Annotated in this window: 12 protein-coding genes; 5 read left to right on the top strand and 7 right to left on the bottom strand. The window is 48.1% G+C overall.

All coding sequences use genetic code 11. The features are described from left to right. Positions 1-82 precede the first annotated feature (82 nt). Entirely contained in the window at positions 83-1,306 is a 1,224-nt protein-coding gene (locus tag ACM6JA_RS10935; RefSeq protein ID WP_414852329.1) for an MDR family MFS transporter, read from the top strand. A 9-nt stretch (positions 1,307-1,315) separates the two neighbouring features. On the opposite strand, the gene ACM6JA_RS10930 is transcribed toward ACM6JA_RS10935, so the two are convergent. The 5 genes from ACM6JA_RS10930 to ACM6JA_RS10910 form a co-directional block, all read right to left on the bottom strand. Then, positions 1,316-2,113 (bottom strand): ABC transporter ATP-binding protein, encoded by a 798-nt coding sequence (locus ACM6JA_RS10930; protein ID WP_414852328.1) that lies wholly within the window; start codon positions 2,111-2,113, stop codon positions 1,316-1,318. Then, positions 2,106-3,041, bottom strand: a complete 936-nt coding sequence (locus tag ACM6JA_RS10925) for an ABC transporter permease (RefSeq protein WP_007716970.1) — start codon at positions 3,039-3,041, stop codon at positions 2,106-2,108. Before ACM6JA_RS10925 ends, ACM6JA_RS10930 begins: the two co-directional genes overlap by 8 nt. A 28-nt stretch (positions 3,042-3,069) precedes the next feature. After that, positions 3,070-4,125: an ABC transporter substrate-binding protein gene (locus tag ACM6JA_RS10920; RefSeq protein WP_414852327.1), complete on the bottom strand. Its 1,056-nt coding sequence runs from the start codon at positions 4,123-4,125 to the stop codon at positions 3,070-3,072. A gap of 92 nt (positions 4,126-4,217) precedes the next feature. Further along, on the bottom strand, positions 4,218-5,222 hold the full coding sequence (locus ACM6JA_RS10915) for an ABC transporter substrate binding protein (protein ID WP_414852326.1): 1,005 nt from the start codon (positions 5,220-5,222) through the stop codon (positions 4,218-4,220). A 133-nt stretch (positions 5,223-5,355) separates the two neighbouring features. Continuing rightward, positions 5,356-6,675 (bottom strand): hemolysin family protein, encoded by a 1,320-nt coding sequence (locus ACM6JA_RS10910; protein WP_414852325.1) that lies wholly within the window; start codon positions 6,673-6,675, stop codon positions 5,356-5,358. Positions 6,676-6,816: 141 nt separating this feature from the next. Between ACM6JA_RS10910 and ACM6JA_RS10905 the strand changes: the two genes are divergently transcribed. From ACM6JA_RS10905 to ACM6JA_RS10895, 3 genes are read left to right on the top strand one after another with little or no spacing between them, the layout of a single operon-like run. Beyond that, positions 6,817-8,481 (top strand): DNA repair helicase XPB, encoded by a 1,665-nt coding sequence (locus ACM6JA_RS10905; RefSeq protein WP_414852324.1) that lies wholly within the window; start codon positions 6,817-6,819, stop codon positions 8,479-8,481. A 52-nt stretch (positions 8,482-8,533) separates the two neighbouring features. Then, the gene (locus tag ACM6JA_RS10900; RefSeq protein WP_007716978.1) at positions 8,534-9,103 is read left to right on the top strand and encodes an RNA polymerase sigma factor; all 570 of its coding nucleotides are present in this window, start codon (positions 8,534-8,536) and stop codon (positions 9,101-9,103) included. Next, complete coding sequence (locus tag ACM6JA_RS10895) at positions 9,084-10,472, top strand: hypothetical protein (protein ID WP_414852323.1); 1,389 nt, start codon at positions 9,084-9,086, stop codon at positions 10,470-10,472. The genes ACM6JA_RS10900 and ACM6JA_RS10895 overlap by 20 nt, the downstream gene beginning before the upstream one ends. A gap of 177 nt (positions 10,473-10,649) precedes the next feature. On the opposite strand, the gene ACM6JA_RS10890 is transcribed toward ACM6JA_RS10895, so the two are convergent. Continuing rightward, positions 10,650-10,910, bottom strand: coding sequence for a DUF2573 family protein (locus tag ACM6JA_RS10890; RefSeq protein ID WP_007716985.1), 261 nt, complete (start codon positions 10,908-10,910; stop codon positions 10,650-10,652). A gap of 159 nt (positions 10,911-11,069) precedes the next feature. On the opposite strand from ACM6JA_RS10890, the gene ACM6JA_RS10885 reads away from it, so the two are divergent. After that, complete coding sequence (locus ACM6JA_RS10885) at positions 11,070-11,516, top strand: GNAT family N-acetyltransferase (RefSeq protein ID WP_414852322.1); 447 nt, start codon at positions 11,070-11,072, stop codon at positions 11,514-11,516. Between the two features lie 48 nt (positions 11,517-11,564). Here ACM6JA_RS10885 and ACM6JA_RS10880 read toward each other — a convergent pair whose 3' ends face one another. Then, positions 11,565-12,005, bottom strand: a complete 441-nt coding sequence (locus ACM6JA_RS10880) for a small multi-drug export protein (protein WP_007716989.1) — start codon at positions 12,003-12,005, stop codon at positions 11,565-11,567. Between the last annotated feature and the right edge of the window lie 59 nt (positions 12,006-12,064).

Genomic DNA, 12,064 nt, shown 5'->3' with positions numbered 1-12,064 from the left:
CGTACGCTTTTTCTCCGGTCTTTGCCACCTTACAATTCTAAAAACACCAACTAACCGGAAAAGCCGGAGAAAGGACTTTCTTATGTCACACATCCCTAATGCACTCAGTCGATTCTTTGCTACGTATCCGACACTCCTCTGGATCCGTTTGTTCGGCGAAACGCTCACCTCTTTATCCAGCGCCATGATCGCCCCGTTTCTCGTTTTGTACTTGAGCGAGAACATCGGCGGCTCTGTTACCATGACCATGCTCGTAATTGGTTTGCAACCCTTCTCCGAGATTTTGCTGACGCTATTTGCTGGTGGCATCACGGACCGCTATCGCCGAAAAACGATCATGCTACTCGCCTTGTTTCTGCAAGGCTTCGCCATGTTGGGAATGGCTTGGGCAGACTCTATGCTAGGCTTTGCGATCCTGTACATCATCAACGGTGCTGGCCGATCCCTGTTTATCCCTGCCAGCCGCGCGCATCTCGCTGATACGATTTCCTCCGCACAAATGGCCGGTGCTTTTGCCCTTCTCAATACTTCTAGCAGTATCGGGGCCGCATTGGGCCCTTTAGTCGGCGTCATCATTTATAAGTACGATCCTGCTATGGCATTTTTGTTTACTGCGATCTCTCTATTGATCTATGCTCTTGCCGTCTGGTGGAAAATCCCGCAAACACCACTGCCAGAGGCTCCCGTCGAAGAAGCAGCAAACGTACGTTCACGCGGCTCCTGGCATGTTTATCGACCAGCCCTTGCGATTATGATGCTGTCTTTGCCGATCAGTCTGTTTTACGCGCAAACCGAAACGAACCTCCAGCTTCATCTGAAATACACGCTACCAGACTATTTGCAAACACTCGCCTTGCTCATTGCTGTAAAAGGAGTCTTGCTGCTCCTTTTCGAGTATTTGCTCGTCAAATGGACCCAGCACTTGTCGACTCGCCTGTTGATTAGCGGCTCGTACATTTGTTTTCTCATCGTATCCTTGGGCTACGCCTTCATCGACAACGTACCTGTCCTTCTCGCTTTGCAAGTGTTCCTCGTCATCGGAGAGAGTATTGGTCTGACTCAGTTGATGGCCTTTGTTACACGGATATCACCTGTCACGATGCGCGGGCGGTACTTCGCCATCACAGGAACACACTGGGATATTTCCCGCATGTGCGGACCGTACTTGGGCAGCCTTGTCTTGCTGCATTATGGTGGCACGATACTTTTCACCATTGTCGCAGGCATCCTCTTGATCGGTGCCGGATTCATGTACGTGTATCTTTCCAACAACGAAAAAGCCTCCCCGCTTGAACAGGAAGGCTGATTCGATCCGTTAGGTTAATAAGAAGCGATCTTCACTGAAGCTTTCTCCACCGCGGGCTGTTTCGAATGCTCGAAGCAGATCCTGCGGTTTCATCGTCCGTTTTTTCTCATCCGGAATGTCGAGAATGATTCCCCCATCGTGGAGCATCAACAGGCGATTACCCATGTTCAACGCTTGTTCCATATTATGCGTGACCATGATTGTCGTCAGTTTATAGCGCTCCACGATTTTTTCCGTTAATTCTACAATCAACTGCGCCCGTTTTGGGTCAAGCGCTGCTGTATGCTCATCGAGGAGCAAAATCTTCGGCTCTGTGAAGGTAGCCATCAACAGGCTAAGCGCTTGACGCTGTCCTCCTGAGAGAAAACCAACTTTGGTCTTCAAACGGTTCTCCAGCCCTTGATCCAGCTGCTTGAGCTGCTCACGGAACAGCTCTCGCTTCTGGTTATTCACCCCAAATCCAAGTGTACGACGTTTTCCCCGCCCCAAAGCGATTGCCAGATTTTCCTCAATCGTCATGTTCGGCGCTGTACCTGCCATTGGGTCCTGAAACACACGGCCGATCAGACCTGCGCGTTGGTGCTCCGCTAAGCGCGTGACATCTTTACCGTCAATTGTAATGCTTCCGTTATCTGGCGTCATTCCACCGGAGATCATGTTCATCATCGTCGATTTACCGGCACCATTACTACCGATAACGGTGATGAACTCTCCCTTCTTAACGTGCAGATTGACGTTTCGAAGCGCGATCTTTTCATTCACAGTTCCTTCGTTGAATACTTTGTTGACGTTTGTAATTTTAAGCATCGCTGCTTCCTCCCCTTGCCGTGCGTCCCGCTTGCTTTTTCCAAATGCCTTTTGCCACAGTTGGAACAGTCAGGGCAAAGATAACAATCAGGGCAGTAATCAGCTTCATGTCAGAAGGATTGAGTCCTGCATCCAGAGCCAGTGCAATGACTAAGCGGTACACAATCGAGCCGAGAATGACAGCAAGCGTCACTCGGAAAATCGAAGAGCTGCCAAACAAAACTTCCCCGACAATAACGGAAGCGAGACCGATAACGATCATCCCGATCCCCATTCCTACATCCGCAAAGCCTTGGTATTGGGCTACCCACGCACCAGCTAAAGCTACCAAGCCATTGGAGAGAGCCAAACCGATGATCGTTGTCGAATCTGTGTTTACCCCAAAGCTGCGGATCATCTTCGAGTTGTCACCTGTCGCACGCAAATCCAGACCCATATCCGTATGCAGGAACCAGTCAATGATGAGCTTCAACACCATAACACCTACGATAAAGACGATTGCTACACCAGACAGCAAGGTAACTCCACCTACTGCCAGATTCGGAATGCCCATATCCTTCACATAAGTGAACAGGGTATCCTCCCGCAAAAGAGGCAGATTCGCTTTCCCCATGACACGCAAATTGATCGAGTACAGGGCGATCATCGTTAAGATCCCCGCCAAAAGTGCGTTAATCTTTCCTTTGGTATGCAAGACGCCCGTAAAAGCTCCTGCCAAACCACCTACGATGAAAGCCAGCAGAGTAGCCAAAAACGGATTGGTTCCATCGATAATGAACTTGGCTGCGATTGCGCCTCCCAAGGCAAAACTACCATCTACAGTCAAGTCAGGAACGTTTAGGACTCGGAAGGTCAGATATACACCGAGAGCCAAAATACCAAATAGTAAACCTTGCTCAATGGCTCCCATTACTGCCAGTTGATTCATAGAAGAAATCCTCCAATTACTGCATTTATTACTCGATCACTTGTCCAGCACGGTCGAGCATGGCTTGCGGAATCGTCACACCCATTTTTTCCGCTGCTTTCTTATTCAATACGAGCTTCATGTCTGCTTGCACTTCAACAGCCATATCAGCTGGCTTCGCTTCACCCTTCAGGATTTTTGCTGCCATATCAGCTGTTTGCTCGCCCAGCTTCGTGTAGTCAATCCCGTAAGTGGCAATCGCTCCGCTATTCACAGAGTTTTCTTCACCAGCGATGACCGGAATTTTTTGTGCTTCCGCTACACCGATAACAGCTGCAATCGAAGATACGACCATGTTGTCAGTCGGTACATAGAAAGCATCTACTTTGCCCACCATGGACTCAGCTGCTTGCTTCACTTCTGTCGCGCTCGTAATTGCTGCTTCTTTGATTTCTAAACCAAGCTTGCCGGCTACAGCTTTTGCCGCATCCACCTGTACTTTGGAGTTGACTTCACCTGAGCTATAAATGATTCCAACAGATTTCGCATCAGCTTTCATTTCTTTGATCAGCTTCAATTGCTCTTCGACAGGGTTCATATCCGATGTACCGGTTACGTTCGCTCCTGGCTTGTCCATCGCTGCAACCAGACCAGCTTCTACCGGATCTGTTACCGCAGTAAACAGGATCGGAATTTCTTTACTAGTTTGTGCGGCAGCCTGTGCCGTTGGAGTCGCAATGGCCAACACCAAATCTACTTTGTCAGCCTCGAATTTTTGGGCAATCTGAATGGCTGTATCCATGCTCGCCTGAGCGGATTGCACATCAATTTTTACTTGCTTGTCTTTTTCGTAGCCGTTTTTAGCCAGTTGGCTGATAAAGCCCTCTCTTGCTGCATCCAAAGCAGGGTGTTCAACGAATTGGGCAATTCCAATTGTCAGCTGCTTGGTTTCAGTAGACGGTGCAGGTGCCGTCGTGGTTGCAGGAGCTGGTGTAGAATTGTTTGCAGGGGTAGCGCTTTGCTGTCCACAAGCGGTAACAGACAAAAGCAATAAAGGAAATAAAAAACTCTGAAAAATTTTAATACTCTTCTTTTGTTTGAACATTTAGTGAATTCCCCCTCGTGAATTTTTTTCTACAATTTTAACATGGATAAAACGGTTTTAAAAGAATAAAAAGAGAGCATGACGCTCTCTTTTTACTTGATGATTTCTTTCGCCTGTTGTTTGAGTGCCTCAGAAATAGTGAGCCCAAACTTTGCAGCAGCTGTTTCATTGATATACAAATCAGCTTGTTTCGAAATCTCTACAGGAGTATCAGCAACACTTTGCCCTTTTAAGATACGGGCAGCCATATCGCCTGTTTGTTTACCGATTTGGTAGTAATCAATCCCATACGTAGCAACCGCTCCACGTTTCACTGTATCGGTGTCAGAAGCAAATACAGGGATTTTGTTTCCCTCTGCTGCTCCGAGTACCGCTTCAAACGAAGATACGACGGTGTTGTCAATTGGGATAATAATCGCATCTGCTTTACTAGCAAGCCCTTGAGCTGCCAGCTGCACTTCGGATAGCTGCGAAATGCCTGCCTTGACGATTTCTACGCCTTCTTTTTGCGCTGCGTCTTCCAATTCCTTGACCTGTACCTCTGAGTTAATTTCGGAGGTCGTATAGATCACACCCAGCTTTTTCAGCTCAGGCAGGAAGGCTTTCACCAGCTTCAATTGTTGTTCCATCGATACTTTATCGGACGTCCCGGTCACATTTTTGTCTGGCTTCTCCAGACTGCCAACCAGTTGAGCCGAGATCGGGTCTGTTACGGAACTGAAAACAACAGGTTTGTCAGCAATCGCCTTGGCTGCAGCCTGAGCGGATGGCGTCGCAATCGCTACGACAAGATCCTTTTTATCTCCGGCATACTTCTGTGCGATCGAGACCGTATTGTTCATGTCACCATGGGCGTTCTGGGAGTCTACCTCCAAGTTCTTGCCCTCTTCGTAGCCAGCATCCTTCAGACCATCCAAAATTCCTTTATGAATAGCATCCAGCGCAGGGTGCTCCACGAATTGTGTCAACCCCAGCTTCACTGTTTGCCCTTGGCCTGTCGTTGCTGCTGTCTCTGTTTTCCCACCTGTTTCGTTGCCACATGCTGCCAAAGAAAACGCCAGCAATGCGGTCAGTACCATACTGACTGCTCGTCTCATCTGTACTTCCTCCTCTAGTCTCTACTCTTTCGCTGCTCCTAATCACCCTAAGCAATTAGGCTCATTGCCATCTATGCAACTTGTGTCCCATTATAGCAATTATATGACGCATTGAGAAGCCCCCTTTCCTCACTTACGTGGAACTGACCTCTTCCTCTGCTTTGCCGATTTTCTTTACATATACCCTAGTGATTCTGTAATGGTCGACTTCTCCCACGACAAATTCGTACTTCCCCTCTTTTACTCGATCCCCCACGCGTGGCGGATGGTCGATTTGCATGTAAATCCAACCTGCTAGCGTATCTACATCGCTTGACTCCAATTCGATGTCCAGATAATCGCCCACTTCCTCCAGTAGCATACGCCCATCCAATGACAGCATCCCGTCACTGCGCTCCACCTCCGGACGCTCGTCGTCGAACTCGTCTTGAATGTCTCCAACAATTTCTTCCATTATATCTTCAAGGGTCACCAGCCCCGCAGTGCCCCCATACTCGTCTATGATAATTGCCATTTGCCCTCGTTGCTTTTGCAGCATGGTCAACAACCGGCTGATCGAGATCGTCTCCGGTACAGTCAAAATCGGACGCATGAAGGTCTGAAGGTCATGGCTTTCTCCTTCTAATAGCCCTGTCAGCATATCCTTGATGTGCAAGCTACCTACTACATGATCCTTGTCACCATCCACGACTGGATAGCGGGTAAACCGTCCGTTTTGGACATGCTTGACGTTTTCGTCAAAGGGATCGCGCAGGTTCAAGACAACCATATCCGTACGCGGAACCATGATTTCTCTTGCCATCGTCTCCGAGAAATCAAAAATATTATCAACCAGCATCAGTTCGGTTTGATCAATCAAGCCGCTTTTATGACTTTCATTGACAAGAATGCGAATCTCTTCTTCTGTATGTGCTTCCTGATGCGGTTCCAAGGATATATGAAAAAGCGCAAGAAAACGGCTCGCTGCCCAGTTCAGCATTTGAATAAAGGGATACATGATTTTGTAAAAGAGTTGGATTGGCTTGGCTACCGCAAGTACCACCTTTTCGGAGTATTGAATAGCCAGTGTCTTAGGAGCCAGCTCCCCCAGCACGATATGCAAAAACGTAATCAGCGAAAAAGCGATAATAAAGGAAATACTGGTAACAACCGTATCATTTAAATGGAAGTATCGAAAAACTGGATGCAGGAGATGCGCGACGGCAGGCTCTCCCAACCAACCGAGTCCTAATGAAGCGAGCGTAATCCCGAGTTGGCACGCGGAGAGATAGGCATCCAAATTGTGCAAGACCCTCTCGACGTCAACAGCGCGCTTGTTTCCTTCCGCTGCGAGCTGGGCAATGCGCGATTCCCTTACTTTGACGATCGCGAATTCGGTCGCAACAAAGAACCCGTTTAGTAGTACGAGGATCATGACCAAGATCAAATTAAACAAGCTTCCCCAAATTGCCATGCTCCCCGCCGCCCTTTCCGTCCATGCTTTGGGATATTGTTTCCCATCCTCGCCAAAATGTTACCTGTTCGTTTTTCTTTCTTTTTGAGATTGTGATACCATAGTGCTGATTCCTATGCCTTTTGTAACGAGGTGAGTCTATTGTCGTACCGTCCAGACCTGCCCTTGATCGTTCAAAGCGATCGGACGATATTGTTGGAAACACAGCATCCTTTATTTCCCGAGGCGAGACAAGCTATCAGTGGTTTTACCGAGCTAATCAAGAACCCAGAATACATCCATACCTATCGGATCACCCCTTTATCGCTTTGGAATGCGGCTGCTTCTGGTCTTACATCTCAAGAGGTAACAGACGTGCTTGGCAGCTACAGCAAGTACGGTGTCCCGCCTACCATCGTCAAAGAAATAGTAGATACGATGCGAAAATACGGCTTGTTTCGTTTGGAACGCATTGGCGATCATCTCGTATTAATGAGTGATGACCCACTTCTTTTAGCAGAGGTGACTAGTTATAAATCAATCGCTGCTCTTTTTGAGAATGAATTCGTTATCAAAAGCTATGCGCGCGGTCTGATCAAACAAGAGCTGTTTAAGCTCGGGTTTCCTGTTCAAGATTTGGCAGGCTATACAGAAGGCGAATCCTGTGCAGTTAGCTTGCGGGAAACGACATCCCGAGGCAGAGCATTCTCTTTGCGTTCTTATCAAAAAGAAGCTGTCGATGCCTTCTATTCTGGTGGAGCTGTGACTGGGGGAAGCGGCGTACTCGTTCTGCCCTGTGGTGCTGGAAAAACAGTCATTGGGCTTGGTGCCATTTGCCAGCTGCAAACAGCCACACTCATTTTGACCACAAATACGACATCGGTTCGTCAATGGATCGCAGAGCTCTTGGACAAAACAGGACTTGATCCAAATATGGTCGGCGAATACACTGGTGACAACAAAGAAGTCAAGCCAATAACTGTGGCGACTTATCAAATTCTTACATACCGCCCCACCGCCGAAGATGATTTTCCTCATCTGAAACTCTTTTCAGAGCGCGATTGGGGGCTTATTATTTACGATGAGGTGCATTTGTTGCCCGCACCCATCTTTCGTGTTACTTCTGGGATTCAAGCCACTCGCAGACTTGGGCTGACTGCTACTCTTGTTCGGGAAGACGGGCGGGAGGAAGATGTATTCACGTTGATTGGTCCAAAAAAGTACGAGGTTCCGTGGAAAGTCATGGAAGAGCAAGGCTGGATCGCAGAGGCGCATTGCCGAGAAATTCGACTCCCCTTTGAGCCGAAGTGGCGAGAGGCTTATGCACATGCAACCGCTCGTCAAAAGTTTCGCATTGCGGCGGAAAATCCAAAAAAACTGGAGGTCGTCCGCGAGCTATTGGAGAGGCACGCCCACGATCGTGTTTTGATCATCGGGCAATATATCGATCAGCTTGAGCAGATGGCATCAGCCCTCCAACTGCCACTCATTACAGGAAAAGTACCGGACAAAGAACGTGAGCTTTTGTACACGCAGTTTAAAAAAGGGGAAATTACACGCCTGATCGTATCCAAGGTAGCTAACTTTGCGGTTGATTTGCCCGATGCCAACGTCGCGATCCAAATTTCCGGGACGTATGGTTCCAGACAAGAAGAGGCACAGCGCCTGGGACGTATCTTAAGGCCCAAAACAGACGACAACACCGCCCATTTTTATACATTGGTAACACGAGACACGCGAGAACAGGAGTTTTCGCTCCATCGCCAGCTTTTTCTGGTCGAACAAGGCTATCCATACGATATTATAGAAAGCGAAACGCTGGTCTGAAACGTTTACGAATAACCAGCGTCTCATAGAGGGAAGGGAGGCCAAAGATTCAATGCAATCCGACGCCGAAATCATTCAGCGGATTCTTCAAGGCGACATCGAAGCGTATCGCGACCTCATCCAGCGATATCAGCATATGATCTACGTTTTCATTTACAAAATGGTAAACAATCGCTCTGATGCAGAGGATCTCACTCAGGAAGTATTTGTAAAAGCGTATGAAAAATTGTCCACATTCCGCGGGGACAGCCAATTTTCTTCTTGGTTACATACGCTTGCCCGAAATAAGAGCATCGACTTCTTGCGTCGCCGAAAGTATCATGACTCGGATGAACAATTGGCCTATGTGCCATCTAATACACGAGATGAATCCCCTCAGGAATCGCTCATGACAAAAGAGCAACGTCGAGAAATTCAGGAGGCCTTTGCTTTACTGTCGGATTCTTATCGAGAAGTGATTGTCCTTCGCTGTACGCACGAATATCCGTTTGAAAAAATAGCTACACTCCTCGGCATCGCCGAATCTACAGCTCGCGTCCGTTACTTGCGTGCTCGTCAGGAACTCGCAAAATTGTTATCCCGCAAGGAAGGGGGGCTCGTACATGAACTGCCAGGCATTTAGAAAAGCATGGCTAGATGACACAAATAGCGATTCACACTCACATATTGAAACCTGTGACGAATGCATTGCTTGGATAGAAACGCAAATGACAACAGAAGAGGAGGTGCAGTTCTTGAAGGAGGTTCCACTACCTCAAGCGAACCTGGAAGACAGAATCATGCAAGCAATCTACCAGACCGCCGGAAAAGGTGTACCCCCTCACGCCGCTACTGCATCTTCAGAACAACAAACGAGCACAGTGATTTCAAAGCCAAACAAGCGTTGGACCAAAGGCTTCCCTTCATACGCCTGGGTTAGCGCAGCGGCTGTCTTGCTCGCAGTTGGTTTCGTCGGCTACCAACAGCTGGCACCGAGTAGTACTCAAATGGCTGCCATACAAGAAAGCGGGACGCACGACAACCAGAACACTTTTGCATTCAACGATACGGTATCAAAATCGGCACCGCAAGCACCTGCTATCGCTTCCGTACCAGCAGCTGCTGATAGTCCGACGATGAAAAAAGCAGAAAGCAATCCACAGTCCGCTGCTACACAATCGCAGGTCGCTCCGACTGCATCTACAAAAGATACACCTCCTGCATCACCTACCCAATCGAACAATGCAATTGCGATGGTGAAACCACAGGAAAAAGTAGCCACACCAGAGCCACGTACAATCAATAAAGACGGGCAGAACAGCGTGGCATCTCGCGGATTACAGGGGAACTCAGCTGATCAAGCGGCAAAAGCGAAATCGGAAGTTCCAGCCGAGTCAGCAAAAACTGGTAACCATATAGCCGCTAAGGAAGCCAATGGCGCTGCTGCTGAGAATCCTACGACCTTTGGGATCGCTTCCCAATTGGAACCAGACAATGCTGATGGCGGTACGACTGAGAATGCATTAGTGGGTCCAACGTTGCCGACGGCAGCGAAGCAACCCATTACGCTCTCTTCCTTCTCGGATTTGAACACCGCTGTACAAGCATCAGATATGCCCGTGCCTGCCCTCTCGCAAGCACCGAATGGGTTCTCGATGAGTACGGTATCGGTCCAATATGAATCCGAAACCAGTCAGAAGGTGACTCGCTTAACTGCAGATTACAAGAAGAACAACGACTGGATTCGCATAGATGTTGTGCGCAATACAGAAGGCAAGCGCAGTCTCTCTATCCCAGGTACTTTCTCCGCTACTCAGTTGTTCGCGGTCAACGGAGAACAAGCCATCGCTGTTTCATTTGATCAAACTGACTCAAAAGGATCAACGGCCCAGCACGCGGCTCATTTTAACGCACAATCCGACAACCAATCTTTGTATGTAGTCATAACGGCACATGGAGTCACCTTAAATGAATTAATGGATGCTGCCAAACATATCACGTGGAATCCGTAGAAAGATCCCTACAATCGAAAAAGACACGGTACACTCCGATCCGTTTTCCGCAAACAAAATCTGTAGCAGGAACTGCAACAGTACCGAGGAGAGCTGATGCCTCTACGCCGGTTAGAGATTCAATTGAAGTAAAAAACGCTGTTCTCTTTCGCAAAGAGACAGCGTTTTTTTCTATCTTTAATGCTTTTGATTTTTCTCCTGATTCCACTGCTTGATTTGCTCGATGATTTCCCGAATTTGATTCCGTGCTTCCATATGCTCAGGCTCGCTTCCCCAATGCTGAATCAGCGGCGGCATCGCTTTTGCCATTGTCGTGTACAGGCACCATACTTTTACCATTTCTACGCGCTCAGGAGTCGCTTCTCCTGTCAACAGCTCTGTAAATTTATGAACTAGATCCTCCAGTTCAGGGACCAACGCTTCTTTTTTCTCGTCCATGTCAGCTACCTCACTTTCGGGAACTTTTCTATTTGTATCCTTGGTTTATTTTACGAAAAAAAGCCCACGTGGAAAAGGAAGATTTTTCAGGTGGGATCGGTTACGCTTAAACTATCAAAATGATCGAGGTGAAGACTTATCAAAGACATTCGTATTCGATTGGTTCCAACAACCAGAGATAACTGGCAAGATGCATTACGCTTGCAGGTACAAGATGAGCTGCAGCACTTTGTCCCGTCAGTTGCCGTTTCATTGGCGAAGGTCCATATCCGTCCTGATGGTGACAACTGCGCATATGAACCATTCTGTTTGTATGACGCTGATGAAATGGTTGGGTTTGTCATGATTACCTATGACGCCTCAACAGATTGGTGTTTCTGGTTCAACGGTTTTTTGATCGATCACCAGCACCAAGGCAAAGGATATGGCAGAGCGGCTCTCGCAGCGATCGTAGATACGGTACGGAACCATTTCCCGCAAAGCCGATTTGTCAACCTGACTGTATGCCCGGACAATGCAGGCGCAAGGCATTTATACAGTCAAGCCGGTTTTGAAGAAACTGGCGACGTATACGATGGAGAGATTGTCTACAGGCTCACGTTATGAAGAGCATGAACAAAAACCGCCAGAAATTGGCGGTTTTGATGCATATAGCTATTTCGTTTCTGGTACCATGAATTGCAAAAGACCAAACGCCACTCCTGCCGTCAATAACACACTCCAGATAATGATGCCCACCGACATCCACAACATGAGCTTTTTCGTAGGGGCTCCCAGCGAGATACCAATAGCAGCTCCCAGTGGGGCTCCCGTTAAAAGCGGAGAAGCGAGACCAAGGCCGACCACTCCGTATTTATCCCATATCTGCCACATACGCCCCTGACGCTTGCTCCGTTTCTCTACACGCTTTAAAAGCCAGGCGCGTAAGGAACCTCCCAGAAAAATGACGATACCTGCGCTGATAATCGCACCCACCGCACTAAATATTCCGATCAGAACCGGTGGTAGCTGCAACATAAAACCTACAGGGATCGCTGCCCACAGCTCAAACATGCCAGATAATGTCACCGAGCCTGCTTTCCATAATACATCCATTCTGTTTCGCCTTTCTCCTCTCGCTGTCTTTTTCATTCGTCATGGTAAAGACGAGCAGA

The sequence above is a fragment of the Brevibacillus sp. IT-7CA2 genome, assembly GCF_949767855.1.
Classification (GTDB): domain Bacteria; phylum Bacillota; class Bacilli; order Brevibacillales; family Brevibacillaceae; genus Brevibacillus.
This window is presented reverse-complemented; position numbering and strand designations above follow the sequence as displayed.